Source organism: Roseovarius sp. 10, from assembly GCF_033100315.1.
Taxonomy (GTDB): Bacteria; Pseudomonadota; Alphaproteobacteria; order Rhodobacterales; family Rhodobacteraceae; genus M30B80.
The window spans coordinates 176,210-191,378 of record NZ_JAWLVH010000003.1 but is presented as its reverse complement, the minus strand read 5'-3'; the positions used below and the strand labels follow the sequence as shown (position 1 = coordinate 191,378).

The following is a 15,169-nucleotide window of genomic DNA, read 5'->3' as shown; positions in this document are numbered from 1 at the left end:
GGGCTTTGCGAAATTTTTTTCGTGTGAAACCTTCATGTTTTTCGCGCAGAGGTTGAAAATTCATCACAAACCGCGACATTTCGGCCAAACTGCGCGCGTTTGTCCGCTAGACGCTTATCATTTCATTGCATAAACAGCCCGAGAAAAGCTGCGGGGGATTCCTGTGGCTTCGATTCAATTGGCCCCGTTTGGTGGGTCGCTGACAAGGGAGACGCTTTCAGTGTCACACGCAGAAGACCAGTCCAGCACACGCCGCGACTTTCTGTACTATGCGACAGGCGGTGTAGGTGCTGTTGTAACCGGCGCCGCCGTCTGGCCGCTGGTCAATCAAATGAACCCTTCGGCAGACGTTCAAGCCGCATCCACGATGCGCGTTGATGTCTCGGGTGTGCAGGAAGGAACGCAGTTGACCGTTCTGTTCCTCGGCAAGCCCGTTTTCATCCGCCGTCGCACGCAGGATGAGATTGAAGCGGCGCGCGCCGTTGACATGAATGACCTTGTAGATACCGATAGCCGCAACCCAAACATCGCTGCAGGCTCGGATGCGCATGACGAAAACCGCAGCCTAACCACCCCTGAGGGTGAGAACACAGGCGAATGGTTGGTGATGCAGGGCGTTTGCACCCATTTGGGCTGTGTGCCTTTGGGTGATGGCGCAGGCGAGTTCGGCGGTTGGTTCTGCCCTTGCCATGGTTCGCATTACGACACGGCAGGCCGTATCCGCAAAGGCCCCGCGCCGCAGAACCTGCACATTCCAAACGCGTCTTTCGTAGACGATACAACAATTTTGCTCGGTTAACGGAGGAAACGACCGATGTCTGGCATTCCCCACGACCATTACGAACCGAAGTCCAACGCCGAGAAGTGGTTGCATTCGCGCCTTCCCATCGTGGGCCTTCTTTATGACACATTGATGATCCCAACCCCCAAGAACCTGAATTGGATGTGGATTTGGGGCATCGTTCTTGTGTTCTGCTTGGTCATGCAGATTGTCACAGGGATCATCCTTGTGATGCACTACACCCCACATGTCGATCTCGCTTTTGCAAGCGTTGAACACATTATGCGCAACGTGAACGGGGGATGGGCGATCCGCTATATCCACCAAAACGGCGCGTCTTTGTTCTTTATCGCGGTTTATCTGCACATTTTCCGTGGTCTTTACTACGGCTCCTACAAGGCGCCACGCGAAGTCACATGGATTGTCGGTATGCTGATTTACCTACTGATGATGGGCACAGCCTTTATGGGCTATGTTCTGCCTTGGGGTCAGATGTCCTTCTGGGGCGCGACCGTGATCACGGGCCTATTTGGCGCGATTCCCTTTGTGGGCGAAGCGATCCAGACATGGCTCTTGGGCGGGCCTGCGGTGGACAACGCCACGCTGAACCGCTTCTTGTCGCTGCACTATCTGCTGCCATTCGTGATCTTGGGTCTGGTGATCGTTCACGTTTGGGCCTTCCACACCACGGGTAACAACAACCCAACAGGTGTTGATGTGCGCCGCGCATCTAAGAAAGAGGCCGAAGCCGATACGCTGCCATTCTGGCCCTATTTCGTAATCAAAGACCTGTTCGCCTTGGCGGTTGTTCTGGTGGCTTTCTTTGCCATCGTGGGCTTTATGCCGAACTATCTGGGTCACCCCGATAACTATATCGAGGCAAACCCAATGGTCACGCCTGCACATATCGTGCCTGAATGGTATTTCTTGCCCTTCTACGCGATCCTGCGCGCCTTTGACGGTGAAGTTTGGGTTGTGATTGCGGCGGAGTTCCTGACAGGCGGGATTGTTGACGCGAAATTCTTCGGTGTTCTCGCCATGTTTGGTGCGATCATCGTGATGGCCTTGGTGCCATGGCTTGATACATCTTCGGTGCGCTCTGGCCGCTACCGCCCAATGTTTAAGCCTTGGTTCTGGGTTTTCGTGATCAACTTCTTCGTGCTGATGTGGGCGGGTGCAATGCCTGCAGAAGGGATTTACCCCTACATCGCTTTGATCGGGTCGGCCTATTGGTTCGCCTATTTCCTCGTGATCCTGCCGCTTCTGGGGGTTCTGGAAAAGCCAACCACACCGCCTTCGACCATCGAAGAGGATTTCAACGCCCATTACGGCAATGCAAGCGTGGGCACTGGCCCTGCCTCTGCGAAAATTCCTGCTGAGTGAGAGAAAGGATAGTCTGACATGTTCAGGAAACTTGTGATCAGCACAATTGCTGCGCTGAGCCTCTCGACCGGAGCGGGACTTGCAGCAGGTGCAGCGGGCCACATCGTGAATTATGAATTCTCGTTCCAAGGCCCATTTGGTCGCTATGACCAAGATCAGTTGCAGCGCGGGCTTCAGGTCTTCACCGAAGTTTGCTCTGCCTGCCATGGTCTGCAATATGTGGCTTACCGCAACCTCGCCGATGAAAATGGCTTGGGATATACCCCCGAACAGGCCCGCGCCTATGCGGAACAGTTCGAGGTGTATGACCCCTCCATTGATGATTGGCGCACTGCGACTCCGAATGACCATTTCCCGCAGTCTAGCCTTGAAAACGCACCTGACCTGAGCCTCATGGCGAAGGCCCGTGCTGGCTTTCATGGGCCATATGGTTTGGGTCTGAACCAGTTGTTCAACGGCATTGGTGGCCCAGAATATATTGGATCTCTTCTGACCCATTATACGGGCGAAGAGGTGGAGCAGTATGGGACATACTTCTACGAGAACGAATCTTTCCCTGGTGGTTTGATCGCAATGGCCCCTCCCTTGTGGGATGGTGCGGTTGAGTTCGCAGATGGCTCACCCAATGATATCGAGAGCATGGCCAAAGATGTGGCTGCGTTCCTGACTTGGGCGGCAGAACCCCGCATGATGGAGCGTAAGCAGCTTGGCTTCACCGCGATTATCATGCTCGGCATTCTCGCTGTGATGCTGTATCTGACCAATAAGAAACTTTGGGCGCCTATCAAATCGCGCGCCAAAGCGGGCGCAGCGAAATAAGCCACGCCCCCGAAGGGACGATAGAAACCTAAAAGCGCCTCTGATCCCAGAGGCGCTTTTTTCTTTTGCCTACAGCCATGGCGCCAAACCCGCAGGAGGTGCGGCGCGTAGGCCTGTGATGGGGCAATCTTCTGTAATCTGCCCTTCGGACAAAAGCATCACGCGGTCACACATCCGTTCGGCATCCGTGAAATCATGAGAAGCGAGGATCAAGGTCAGTCCCAAATCGCGGCACAAACTGCGGATCAACTCTGCCATCTCGCGCCGCAAAGCGGGATCTAGGGCTGCAAACGGCTCGTCCATCAGCAGGATTGGCCGATTTTGCAAAAGGACGCGCGCAATGGCTGCACGGGATTGTTGCCCACCTGACAGGCTTGCGGGGCGGCGCCCCTCAAACCCGCGCAGGCCCACTTGTGCCAATGCGGCGCTGATCTGCGCCTCCATCGCCGCGTTCAACGCCAATCGCGGCGAGAGGGCCAAGCCTAGGTTTTCCCGCAAAGTCAGATGAGGGAAAAGATTGCTGTCTTGAAACAGGATTGAAATTGGCCGTTTGGATGGATCGCACTGGGTGAGGTTTGCGCTGTCAAACCAGATCTCTCCCGCATTTGGGCTGAGAAACCCTGCGATGAGGCTGATCAACGTGGATTTTCCCGCGCCTGATTGCCCCATTAAGGCCAGCCTTTCCCCTCGCTCCACGCGGAAGGTGGCGTTCAATTCAAAGCCCTCGCTGCGATAGGTTAGGTTTGTGATCTCAAGCATGGTAACGGCCCCCACGGTCAAATATCCAAAACAAGCCCAGGCTTAGGATCAAGAGCAGCAATGCTGCCCCTTGGGCATCCGCCATACGATAGGCCCCCATCAGGCGCAGCATCTCTAGGGGCAAAGTGGCTTGATCAGGTGCCGCGAATAGGGCGATCACGCCCAAATCCCCCATTGATAAGGCCGCACATAAACCCGCCGCAAAGCCCAATGGACGGATAAGGCGCGGCAGGATCGCGTGCCGAAATCTGTGCCAACCGACAAGGCCCAACGCCGTGGCAAGGCGGGCTTGGCTTGCTTCAGCTTCATGAAGGGCGGGCAGAACGGCACGCAGCACGAAGGGCAGTGCCATCAGGGCATTGACGCATACGGTGACGGGCAAGGCCCATGTCACGGGATTGGTGATTGGCCGCAGGATTAAAAACCATCCTGTGCCGAGGGCCAAAGGTGAAATGACCAAGGCAAGCAGGCAAAGAGCCTCAAATATTGCGGCGCGGCGCAAGCGGAGCAAGGCAAAGGCGATTGGCAGCGCCATCGCAATCGACAGAGCGGTCGCAGATAACGCCATGATCAGCGAGCGCAGCGCCGCAATCCAAACGGCTGTGGGTAGTTCTGTAAGATTTGGCAGGCCAAGGATCACGATCCGCACCAAGGGCAATGCGAGAAATCCACCCGCAGCCACGATCACCAGAGTATCGACAAATGCGCGCCCTTCAGTAGGCAGGGCCAATCTGCGATCCAGCCCCGTGCCAAGTCCCGTGCCACGGGCTGACAGCCGCAGTGCAAACGCGCCGAGGCCGAGGCACAGCAGGGCCTGCACGGCGGCCAAACTTGCGGCGCGCCCAAGGTCAAAATCAAATCGAAACGCTTGATAAATGGCCAATTCAATCGTGGTCGCGCGCGGGCCACCGCCCAAGATCAACGCGACTGCGAAACTTGAGCAACAGAGCAGAAAAATCACCACAAAAGCGCCCGGTGCGGTGCTTCGCACAATCGGCCATTCAATATGCCGAAAAAAAGCGCCGCCCTTAAGCCCCAAAGATTGTGCAAGACGTATGCGTTCCTGTGGAATGGCTTGCCACTCTTGCAGGATCAAGCGCGCGGCAAGGGGGAGGTTAAAAAACACATGCGCGAGAACTACGCCGTGCAGCCCGTAAATTTCGGGGAGGTCTAGGCCAATGACCTGTAAGGCGCGCGCAAGCCACCCGTTATGACCATAGCTTGCAATCAGGCCGATCACGGCAACGATGACGGGAAGGATAAATGGGGCACCCATTAGGCTGATGAAAATGCCCCTGCCAATAAACCTCCGCCGCGCAACAGCGCGGGCCAGTGGAATGGCAATTGCAAGGCTCAGACTTGTGGAGAGGAATGCCTGAAGGAGCGTAAAGCGAATTGCGGCCCAGTCGGCCGCGCGTAATTTAAACCCATCGTCCGCCGTGACGGCAATCGCCACAAGCGGGACAAGGGTCACGGTCAGGACAAGCGCCAAAGCGCCCGTCCCGACCCAAACCAAGGCACTTAGCGGCTGAGTGCGGATTGCCATCTGTCAATCGCTGCATCGCGAAGCGCCGCAGCCTCATCCCCCGAGAAGTGCAGCACTTTTTCAGGGGCAATCAAGGTTTCAAACCCATCGGGTAGCGCCGAAACGGGCAAAGCCGCAGGATACATCCAGTTTGTCGTGGGGATTACAGATTGGAATGCGGGCGACAGCATGAAGGTCATAAACGCACGCGCTAAATCGGGTTGATCGCTTGCCGCGGTGATGCCGGCAATTTCAATTTGCATATAATGCCCCTCGTCAAAGGCAGCGGCAGATTTGCTGGGATCTTCCTCAGCAATGAGGTGATAGGCGGGGGATGTTGTGTAGGAAAGCACCATATCGGCCTCACCCTCTAGGAACAGGCCATAGGCCTCTGACCATCCTGGGGTGACGGTGACGATGTTATCCGCCAAATCCTGCCAAATTTGCGCAGCCCCATCGCCATAGGCGGCCTCAATCCAGTAAACGAGGCCCAAACCTGGGGTCGAACTGCGTGGGTCTTGGATCAAGATGCGCAGATCACTTGCGGCCAATTCCTCAAAACTTTGGGGGGGATTGGGCAGATCAGCGTTATGGACAAAGGCGAAATAGCCCCAATCAAAGGGCAGAAATTCTGCATCATCCCATGCGATTGGTAGGGTCAGCCCCTCAGCGGGGATATCATGCGTGGCGAATAGGCCTGTATCGCGTGCGGCTGTCATCAGGTTTGTATCAAGGCCTAAGACCACATCTGCTTCGCTGCGACTGCCCTCAAGCTGAAGCCGCGACAGCAGTGCTGCGCCATCGCCCGCGCTGACGAATTGCAGATCACAGCCACAGCTTTCTTCGAAAGCAGCCTCAATCTGGGGCCCAGGCCCCCAATCAGCGACAAATGAATCATAGGTATAGACATGCAAAACAGGGTTTTCGGCCATTGCCGCCCCTGCAAAGATGCTCATACCCGCTGCTATGATGGTGTGTTTCATTTCCTCACTCCTCCATTGCGACGGGCGAAGTGAAGATGGAGCTTGGGTAAATTGCCCTCTGTTCCAAAGCCTTCCCTCCGCCGGTCCTAACCGGTTCAGGTTCAACGGGTTTACGCAGGATTGCGCATCTCAGGCCCAATAACGGGCCACCCCGAGACAAGGACTGATCTAGGCAGGTTTTCTGCGAAGGGCAAGGGTCTTGGCATTTTGCCTCAGGAAGGCTAACCCCTGTGAAGGCTAAAATTATGTAGGTCACGCCAATGTCGATGAACACATTCGGTCATCTTTTTCGGGTTACCACTTGGGGCGAAAGCCACGGGCCAGCCCTTGGCGCGACTGTTGACGGATGCCCTCCAGGTGTCGCGATAGATGCCGCAATGCTGCAGCATTGGCTTGATCGCCGCAAACCAGGGCAGAATAAATACACCACGCAACGCCGCGAACCTGATGAGGTGGAAATTCTTTCGGGCGTTTACGAGGGCCAGACGACAGGCACGCCGATACAGTTGATGATCCGCAACACGGATCAGCGGTCGAAAGATTATTCTGAAATTGCCGAAAAATTCCGTCCAGGCCATGCCGACATCACCTATTGGCAAAAATACGGTATCCGCGATCCGCGCGGGGGTGGGCGATCAAGCGCCCGAGAAACCGCTGCACGCGTGGCCGCAGGCGGGGTCGCACGCGCGGTTTTGGCCACGCTGCTGCCTGATCTGCAAATTACGGGCTTCATGGTGCAAATGGGCCCACATCAGATTGACCGCACGCGGTTTGACTGGGATCAGATTGAGCAGAACCCATTTTGGACGCCTGACCCCAAGGCAGCGGCAGATTGGGCAAGCTATTTAGATGGTCTTCGCAAATCGGGCGACAGTGTCGGCGCGGTGATCGAGGTGGTCGCGCGCGGTTTGCCCGCAGGGCTTGGCGCGCCAATTTATGGCAAGCTCGATACGGATTTGGCCGCAGCGATGATGTCAATCAATGCCGTGAAAGGTGTTGAGATTGGCGAGGGCATGAACGCCGCTGCCCTGCGGGGCAGTGAAAACGCGGATGAAATCACGATGGGCGCAGATGGCCCGCAATACGCCTCTAATCACGCGGGCGGGATTTTGGGTGGAATTTCCACTGGCCAAGATGTGGTTGTGCGTTTTGCCGTGAAACCCACCTCCTCCATCCTGACGCCGCGCCAAACGATCACGAAATCGGGCGAATCGGCTGAAATCATCACAAAAGGGCGGCATGATCCTTGTGTGGGTATTCGTGCCGTTCCCGTGGGTGAAGCGATGATGGCCTGTGTGGTTCTGGATCATTTGTTGCTGCATCGCGGACAAATCGGCGCAAATCGTGGCAACATCGGCTGATCGTTTCTTAGATTAGTTTCAAATTCCGTAAAATTTTCTCGGCCTTGCCGCTTTTTAACCAAGTTTCCTTGCGATCTTGAGTGGGTAAACGAGTAAGAGGTTAACTATGCGACAGGCCAAGCGAACATGGGCACTTCCGAGATCCTTTCGGGTGGATGGAAGAACGATGATCATCGCGCTTATGGCGCTTGGCCTCCTCATTGGGATGGTTTGGCGGATCGGCCCGACCCCCGATGTCTGGGCAAGCACCAATGACAGCACGGCGGGTTTGCGGGTGTTCTCGCAAGACGACCGACTCGTCTCTTTCGAAGATTTCGAGTTTAACGAAGGCGGCTTTAGTGGTGCGGCTCAATCAAACCAATCCGTGATAACGGGCGGTATTCTGGGCCCTGTTGCAGCGGGGTTGGTGATCCAAAAACCAATCCTTTTGCCACTTGGTTTTCGCAATGCTGTGCTTGAGTTAGACCTGTGGCTTCTTGACGGATGGGACGGTGCGGCGGTTGAACTGAGCTTTGCCGATGCAGCCTTGCGCATTACGGGCGCGGCGGATGCCCCTGTGATCGAAATCGCGCGGCAAAGCCCAACAGGCACGCGGTTTCAATTGCTTGACGCGTATCCCAAACCCGATGGGTCACTGCAATCGGGAGAAGAAACCACACGATTATCTTTGCGCATTGCGGTCAGCAGCTATGACGCAGAGGGCGAAATCAGCCTATTTGGCAGTGATGATACGGATAGCCCCTATCGCATCGCTATTGATAATCTGCGCGTCATTGTCAGCGATACGCCGCTTGACGGGGCCTAACTGCTTGGCGCCGTTGGGGTGACGCGGGCCAACTGCACCGCCAAAATCCCGCCTGCGATAATGGCAACCCCAATGATGTCGGCCAAAGATAATTTTTCCCCAAGGAGCGCCGCGGCAATCGCCACGCCGAAAAACGGATTCAAGAAATGAAACGTTGCGGCGCGGGTTGCTCCAATGCGGGCGACCAACAAAAACCAAATCCACGTTGCCAAAAGACCTGGGGCTAAAGTTGTATAAGTGAAGGCCCAAAAGAGACGCTGCGACATGTCAAATTCTGGCGTTTCAAAGATTAAGGCAAAGGGCACCAAGACAATCGAGCCAACCGCCATTTGCAAGCCAACGGTCATGATCACATTTCCGCCCGAGGCTGAAGCACTGCGCACGGCCAATGTTGCGATGGTCAGCGCCACGGCAGCAATGACGCAGAGTGCAAGGCCCATGACATCCGCCCCGCCTGTTAATCGCTGTGACATAATCAGCGCCACCCCAGCAAAGCCCGCTATCAGGCCGAAAATCCCAAGCTTTGGGAGGGTTTCGCGGAAAAACGCCCAATTCGCAGTCGCCACCAACAGCGGCATACTCGATGCGATGATGGCTGCAAGCCCCGCTTCGACCGTTTGCATGGCGATAAAATTCAGACCCAGATAGATCGCGTTTTGGCAGGTGCCAAAAATCAAAATGCCGCGCCATTGCTTGGCCGAAAATTTCCAGTGTTGTCCGAGGGCCTTGGCAATGGCCACACCAATCAGACCCGCTAATCCAAAGCGCAGAACCAATGCGTAGAGGGGGGGCGCGGCTTCAACGATCATTCGCGCGGAGGTGAAAGCCGAAGACCATATGAGGGCGAAAATCAGCCCCATTCCAATTGCGCGAAAATCCATGTCATGCATCCTGCCGAAACCTGCTTGCGACACAGAAGCATGAAACCCGCCCAAGAAAAAGGGCCACCCAAGAAGGCGGCCCTTAAAACTTCAAAACTGCGAAAACTTAGCCGTTTACGCTGTCCTTCAATGCCTTTGCGATTGTGACCTTCACAACCTTGTCGGCAGGCTTTTTGATCTGCTCACCCGTTGCTGGGTTGCGCACCATACGCTCGGGACGTGCGCGGCAGTATACTTTGCCAATCCCAGGAAGGGTTACTGCGCCACCGCCTGCGACTTCTTTGGTGATCACTGCGGTCACTGCATCCAAAGCGGCTGCTGCGGTTTTCTTGTCACTGCCCATTTCGTCGGCAAGCGCGGCAACAAGCTGCGTCTTTGTCATCGGTTTCTGTGCCATTTTTTATCTCCTTTACTCCCCGAACCCTTGGGCTCGCTGGTGCGAAATTACCCTAATATTGTGGAGGGACACAACAATTAGTAGACAAAATGGTGCAGAAAACATGCATCTTGACAAAAATTTATATATTTATAAGAAAGCCGTTTCCTCAAAAGACCGCAATTTTCGGCTATGAAGGCGTTCAAGCGGCATTTCGCGCAATTTTTCCATGGCGCGAATGCCAATCAGCAAATGCCGCGTCACTTGGGTTTTATAGAATTCTGAGGCCGTTCCAGGCAGCTTTAACTCGCCATGCAGCGGCTTATCCGAGACACAAAGCAGCGTGCCATAAGGCACCCGAAAGCGAAATCCATTGGCGGCGATGGTTGCGCTTTCCATATCGAGTGCGATGGCGCGACTTTGGCTGAGGCGCTTTACGGGGCCAGATTGATCGCGCAATTCCCAATTGCGATTGTCGATTGTGGCGACCGTGCCTGTGCGCATGATCCGTTTCAATTCATAGCCAGACACTTGCGCAACATCTGCCACAGCATCCTCAAGGGCAATTTGAACTTCGGCCAATGCGGGGATAGGAACCCATGCGGGCAGGTCATCATCAAGAACATGATCTTCGCGCAGATAGGCATGTGCCAAGACATAATCGCCAAGCGCCTGCGTGTTGCGCAGACCTGCACAATGACCAACCATCAACCATGCATGGGGTCGCAAAACTGCAATATGGTCAGTGGCGGTTTTTGCGTTTGAAGGCCCGACCCCAATATTAACCAAACTAATACCTGCATTGTCGTTCCGGGTGAGGTGATAGCTTGGCATCTGGGGCATTTTTGCGGGATGTGTGAGCTCTGCCTCAGCCGTCATTAGGACTTGATTTCCCGGCCCAACGAGGGCGGTGTAGCCGCTGTTTGGGTCGGCCAACATTGCCCGCGCATAGGCAATGAATTCGTCAATATAGAATTGGTAATTGGTGAACAGAACATGGTTCTGGAAATACACAGGATCAGTCGCGGTATAATGAGCGAGCCGTGCTAGAGAATAGTCGATCCGTTCGGCGGTAAAGGGCGCAAGCGGCCCCGACCCGTCTGGATGCTTAAAGCCAAAGGAATTGACGATCTCGTCATGGATGCCGCCCAGATCAGGCACATCAAACATATCGCGCAAGGGAAAGGTTAGCGCTGCCTCTTGCGGGACGTTGAGATTGGGATCCGTCAGCACTGCAAAATGCAGCGGAATTGGCGTAGAGGATACCCCAATCGCGACCTCAACATTATGGTTTTCAATCAGAAGGGCGATTTGCTGTGTCAGGTAATTGGCAAATAAATCGGGGCGCGTGACCGTTGTGGAATAGGTGCCTGGTTCTGCGACATGACCAAAAGAAAGGCGGGTGTCGATCTTGCCAAAACCTGTCGTGGTAATCCGTATCTCAGGATAAAAGGCGCGATAGCGGGTGTTCTCGCGCGGGGCTTTCAAGGCCTCGGAAAAGGCATCGTAAAGGAATTTTGTGGCCGCCTGATACAGCAGTTGCAATTCGGCGACTGCGTCTGCGGCCTTACTGAAATATTTCGGGTGAGGTGCGGCGGGCGATAGAATTTGCTCGTCTTTGGCTGATTTTCGCATCGCGCACTCCCCCTGATTTAACCTTAGCCTGTGTGTTTTAGACTGCGCATTTGTTCGTAATATTCAAGCGCCTCGGTCAGCAGCCCATGATATTCTTTGGGCAAGTCGGGCAATGGCCCTTCGGGATCAGAAATCCCAGTTGAGCGATGCACAGCCCCATACCAATGCTTGGCCCAGATCCCATCTTGGGCCCGTGGCCCTGCGGGCCAAGATAACATTGCCGCGTCAAACGGAAGGTCGGCCGCCGCGCAGATCATGCGCAACATGGCCTCTGGGTTCGCGCGAATATCTGTGCTGTCGAAAATTGGGCCAGGAAGGCGCTGATAAAGCGCCCATTGTTGAGGATAGCCAATATCAAGCAGGCTCGGCATATCGCGTTTAGCGAGGTAGGAGGCAATGACGCGGGCGGGGTGACGGATCAGATGCATATTCACGCAGCCCTCAGCCCAAGTCAGGTCAAACCCATCCAACATATGGTGGGGCATGTGTTTCATATACCAATGCTCTTTTCCGTCAGGCGGGCTGCCCGCACAGCGCCGCGCCACGGTCTTGGCATCGCTTTCATGCGCGGCAAGGATCTCGGATCGCATCGGGTGGTCGAGCCCTGTCTCTGCCAAATAGGGGGCGTAGAATGGCTCGTCCCAAACTGCGCAATCGGTGCGCGCGCCAAAGGCATACATCATCGCAGTCGAAAGGTTGCGTGGCCCCGACCACATGGCAATTTTTGTCATTCTATTCTGTGCCTTGATCAATCATGTCTTTATAAAGCGCGCGGATGCGCGTGGTCAGGGGGCCCAAATCGCCTGTGCCGATGACGCGGCCGTCAATCTCGCCCACAGGGGTTTGCGCGCCAAATGTGCCCGTCAAAAATGCCTCATCTGCGCTATAGGTTTCCACCAAGGAAAAGTTTTTCTCAAAGACGGGGATGTCATTGTTGCGGCACAGGTCAATGACCTTCTGCCGTGTGATCCCATTCATGCAATAATCGCCTGTGCTTGTCCAAACCTCGCCCTTGCGAATGATGAAGAAATTGCACGCATTTGTGGTGTTCACAAAGCCATGGATGTCTAACATCAAGGCCTCATCGGCCCCCGCCTTTTCCGCGGCGATGCAAGCGAGAATACAATTCAATTTGGAATGAGAGTTTAGCTTGGGGTCTTGCGTCATCGGCAAGCCGCGCAGATGTGGCACTGTGGCCAGACGAATGGGGCGCGGGATGGAGGGTTTGGAATGCTCCATGATGATCGCAACAGTCGGGCCAGAACGCGACAGGGCAGGATGTTGAAAGGGGCGCATCTTGACCCCACGTGTGACCATCAATCTGGCATGGGCATCGGTCTGCATCTCGTTGGCGCGGCGGGTGTCTTCGAGGGCCGCAATCACCGCGGCGCGGGTCATACCGATATCAAGATCAATCGCTTTGGCAGCCTCAAACAGGCGATCCATATGATCGTCCAAAAAGGCCCATTTCCCATTATAGAGACGTAACCCCTCCCAAACGCCATCACCAAGCATAAAGCCGCTGTCATAGACGCTGACCATTGCCTCGGCGCGGGGTTTGAGCACTCCGTTGATCCAGATCAGAATATGTTCATTGCGCGCGTCTTCTTCGCTTTGATGTGTGCTGACCATGATTTGCCTCGCCCTTGCCCTAGTCACCTTCGCGTGAGGAGACAGGATGCCGTCTTGATGTGCAATATCAATCACAGTTTAGTGCGGGCAGTTTCCACATTTTCCCAAAGCAATGGGAGGCAGGCTATGACACGGACTGACAATAAATCACTGCGCAGTGGGTTTAAACTGGTCGTTTTGAGTGTCGCCATTGGGCTGGCATTTGTGTTGCAAATGCTTTCGCCTCAGGATCGCGGCGCGGTGATTGTGCAATCTCTGTTGAAGGGGCAAATGCCCGTCTTCGGGCACAGTGCGCCCTGTGATCTGGTGTGCAAAGGCCCGCAGATCTTGCCCGCGACAGGCGATCTGAACGCGCACGGGCCCCGTTTGCGGGATATCTGAGCGCTACGACAGCATAGCCTTATGCGCCTTAATGGCCTCATTCAGGTCGGCATAGTAGTTAAGCTTTCCCGCCTCAAGAATGAGCGCCGCATCGCAATAGTCGCGCAGTTCGGCCAGATTGTGGTTCACCACCAACGCACTAGATCCGCGGATGCGATCCCGAAATACGGCCGCACTTTTGCGCCGAAATGCAGCATCACCCACGGCCGTCACCTCATCAACCAAATAGGTGTCGAACTTGATCCCCATAGAGAGACCAAAACTAAGCCGTGCGCGCATCCCTTGGCTATAGAGGCGGACGGGGCGATCAAACGCTGCGCCGAGTTCGGCGAAATCGGCAACAAATTCGAGAAGGTCTTCGCTATCCACCCCATAGACGCGGGCAATGAAGCGGGTGTTTTGGGCGCCAGATAAATCACCGTGTAATGAGCCGCCAAACCCGACAGGCCATGAAATGCTGCCCTCGCGCAGGATACGCCCGTGATCTGGTGATAAAATCCCCGCAATCATCCGTAAAAAGGTCGATTTGCCCGCGCCATTGCGCCCCAATAAGGCTAAAGCGCGCCCCTTGGGTAAGGTGAGGGTCACATCATCTAGAATGATGTGACGGGATTGGCCTGTGCGAAAAGATTTTGAAAGATGCTCAAGCTTGATCATCGTCTTACCGCCTGTCGCGTAACGCATAGGCCGCTCAGGTGAGAACAACATAAATCAGGCCAGCAAACAGGCTCGCCAAGGTCAGGATCAATGCGCGCTTGGGATAATCGGCATCATCGGGCAGGGCAGGGCGAATAAAGACTGCCAGATAGCGGGTCTGACGCGCGAGATTGTCTTGTGCCATTTCTAGGGCGGCTTGTGCGGCGGCGTATCGACGTTCAGCCAATTCTTGCTCGGTCGCCAGCGCCTCATATTGCGCCAAAAGATTGGGGTAATCACGGCCATTTCCGCCCATTGGGTCGGCGCTGGCGAAACTGGCCCTTTCTTGTAAGATTCGGCTTTCGATCACAGAAATGCGCGCACGGGATTGCGCAAGGCGCGGGTCATTTTCACCCGAAGTGGCCGCCAACATGTCGGTTGCGATTAACGCTTCGGCCAATTGCTGTTGCAGGGTGTTCAGAACCCCCATTCGTCCCTGAAGGTCTGAGCTGATATCCACGATTTGACTGCGGGTGCGAAAATCCGTCATCGCGCCGCGCGCAAGGGTTAAATCTGCACCCGCTTGGGCAAGATCTATTTGGGCAAATTCCAAAAGGTTCTCGCGTGCCGCCAAATTCAATTCATTGATCAAAGTCTCACTTTTGGAAATGACCGCCTCAGACAGCGCCAAGGCCATTTCGGGCGAAAAAGCGCGCAGACGAAATTCGATCAGGCCAGAGGCGCGGTCATAGGACAGGCTTGTCATCCGCCGCCAATAGCGAAGCAGATCGGTGGCCTTGGCCTCGGGGTTTAGACTGAAGAGCGGATCACGGCTGTAAGCGGCGCTGTAATGGGCGATCATGTCCAACTCTTGATCCAGACGCATGGCTAGATCGCCGCTGCGGATGAATTCATAAAGAATATCGGCATCGCCCCGCGGTGCGGTCAGCCCGCCCAATTGCACCAACCCGCCAAGTCCCGTGCTTTGCAGGCTGCTGCCTTCTTCTTGGCGCACAGTAAAGCCTGCAATCACCTGATATTGCGGGGTGGCAAAGACCCAAAGATAGATCGCCAAGAGGCTAAGGGGTAAGACCACCCCAAAAAGGCCGCCTGCTGCGGCGATCAGATGCCGCGGTCGCATCTGTGCGGGGCGTGCCGTGGGGCGCACTTGGATGATGCGTTTGGGCTGATCTACCATTGCTTCACCATTTT

General features: G+C 55.3%; 16 protein-coding genes and 1 riboswitch. Of the genes, 6 read left to right on the top strand and 10 right to left on the bottom strand.

Annotated elements, in window-relative coordinates:
- Positions 1-220: 220 nt before the first annotated feature.
- The 3 genes from petA to RYZ18_RS11365 are packed head-to-tail and all read left to right on the top strand — an operon-like array spanning position 221 to position 2,983.
- A complete protein-coding gene (gene petA / locus RYZ18_RS11375) occupies positions 221-799 on the top strand; it encodes a ubiquinol-cytochrome c reductase iron-sulfur subunit (protein ID WP_317656923.1) in 579 nt (192 codons plus the stop codon).
- Between the two features lie 15 nt (positions 800-814).
- Complete coding sequence (petB, locus tag RYZ18_RS11370) at positions 815-2,164, top strand: cytochrome b (RefSeq protein WP_317656921.1); 1,350 nt, start codon at positions 815-817, stop codon at positions 2,162-2,164.
- Between the two features lie 18 nt (positions 2,165-2,182).
- On the top strand, positions 2,183-2,983 hold the full coding sequence (locus tag RYZ18_RS11365) for a cytochrome c1 (RefSeq protein WP_317656919.1): 801 nt from the start codon (positions 2,183-2,185) through the stop codon (positions 2,981-2,983).
- A gap of 69 nt (positions 2,984-3,052) precedes the next feature.
- Here the strand turns inward: RYZ18_RS11365 and RYZ18_RS11360 are convergent, their stop codons facing one another.
- The 3 genes from RYZ18_RS11360 to thiB are packed head-to-tail and all read right to left on the bottom strand — an operon-like array spanning position 3,053 to position 6,250.
- The gene (locus RYZ18_RS11360; protein ID WP_317656917.1) at positions 3,053-3,742 is read right to left on the bottom strand and encodes an ATP-binding cassette domain-containing protein; all 690 of its coding nucleotides are present in this window, start codon (positions 3,740-3,742) and stop codon (positions 3,053-3,055) included.
- Complete coding sequence (locus tag RYZ18_RS11355) at positions 3,735-5,288, bottom strand: thiamine/thiamine pyrophosphate ABC transporter permease ThiP (RefSeq protein ID WP_317656915.1); 1,554 nt, start codon at positions 5,286-5,288, stop codon at positions 3,735-3,737. Before RYZ18_RS11355 ends, RYZ18_RS11360 begins: the two co-directional genes overlap by 8 nt.
- A complete protein-coding gene (gene thiB / locus RYZ18_RS11350; RefSeq protein ID WP_317656914.1) occupies positions 5,264-6,250 on the bottom strand; it encodes a thiamine ABC transporter substrate binding subunit in 987 nt (328 codons plus the stop codon). Before thiB ends, RYZ18_RS11355 begins: the two co-directional genes overlap by 25 nt.
- A gap of 55 nt (positions 6,251-6,305) precedes the next feature.
- Positions 6,306-6,414: riboswitch (TPP riboswitch) on the bottom strand.
- Between the two features lie 96 nt (positions 6,415-6,510).
- On the opposite strand from thiB, the gene aroC reads away from it, so the two are divergent.
- Entirely contained in the window at positions 6,511-7,611 is a 1,101-nt protein-coding gene (aroC, locus tag RYZ18_RS11345; protein WP_317656913.1) for a chorismate synthase, read from the top strand.
- A gap of 166 nt (positions 7,612-7,777) precedes the next feature.
- Entirely contained in the window at positions 7,778-8,416 is a 639-nt protein-coding gene (locus RYZ18_RS11340) for a hypothetical protein (protein ID WP_317656911.1), read from the top strand.
- Here the strand turns inward: RYZ18_RS11340 and RYZ18_RS11335 are convergent.
- From RYZ18_RS11335 to RYZ18_RS11315, 5 genes are all read right to left on the bottom strand, one after another.
- On the bottom strand, positions 8,413-9,297 hold the full coding sequence (locus tag RYZ18_RS11335) for a DMT family transporter (protein WP_317656909.1): 885 nt from the start codon (positions 9,295-9,297) through the stop codon (positions 8,413-8,415). The two genes, RYZ18_RS11340 and RYZ18_RS11335, sit on opposite strands and share 4 nt — an antisense overlap.
- A gap of 106 nt (positions 9,298-9,403) precedes the next feature.
- The gene (locus tag RYZ18_RS11330) at positions 9,404-9,694 is read right to left on the bottom strand and encodes an HU family DNA-binding protein (RefSeq protein ID WP_317656907.1); all 291 of its coding nucleotides are present in this window, start codon (positions 9,692-9,694) and stop codon (positions 9,404-9,406) included.
- Positions 9,695-9,823: 129 nt separating this feature from the next.
- A complete protein-coding gene (locus RYZ18_RS11325; RefSeq protein ID WP_317656905.1) occupies positions 9,824-11,308 on the bottom strand; it encodes an AMP nucleosidase in 1,485 nt (494 codons plus the stop codon).
- A gap of 23 nt (positions 11,309-11,331) precedes the next feature.
- Entirely contained in the window at positions 11,332-12,039 is a 708-nt protein-coding gene (locus tag RYZ18_RS11320; RefSeq protein ID WP_317656903.1) for an HAD family hydrolase, read from the bottom strand.
- A 1-nt stretch (position 12,040) separates the two neighbouring features.
- Positions 12,041-12,940 carry a D-amino acid aminotransferase gene (locus RYZ18_RS11315; protein WP_317656901.1) on the bottom strand — a complete coding sequence of 300 codons (900 nt, stop codon included), beginning with the start codon at positions 12,938-12,940 and terminating at the stop codon, positions 12,041-12,043.
- A 126-nt stretch (positions 12,941-13,066) separates the two neighbouring features.
- Here RYZ18_RS11315 and RYZ18_RS11310 point away from each other — a divergent pair, with 126 nt between their 5' ends.
- A complete protein-coding gene (locus RYZ18_RS11310) occupies positions 13,067-13,321 on the top strand; it encodes a hypothetical protein (RefSeq protein ID WP_317656899.1) in 255 nt (84 codons plus the stop codon).
- Between the two features lie 3 nt (positions 13,322-13,324).
- Here RYZ18_RS11310 and RYZ18_RS11305 read toward each other — a convergent pair whose 3' ends face one another.
- Together RYZ18_RS11305 and RYZ18_RS11300 are read right to left on the bottom strand one after the other, a co-directional pair.
- Entirely contained in the window at positions 13,325-13,978 is a 654-nt protein-coding gene (locus RYZ18_RS11305) for an ABC transporter ATP-binding protein (RefSeq protein WP_317657297.1), read from the bottom strand.
- A 34-nt stretch (positions 13,979-14,012) separates the two neighbouring features.
- Positions 14,013-15,155, bottom strand: coding sequence for a sugar transporter (locus RYZ18_RS11300; RefSeq protein ID WP_317656897.1), 1,143 nt, complete (start codon positions 15,153-15,155; stop codon positions 14,013-14,015).
- Positions 15,156-15,169: the final 14 nt, after the last annotated feature.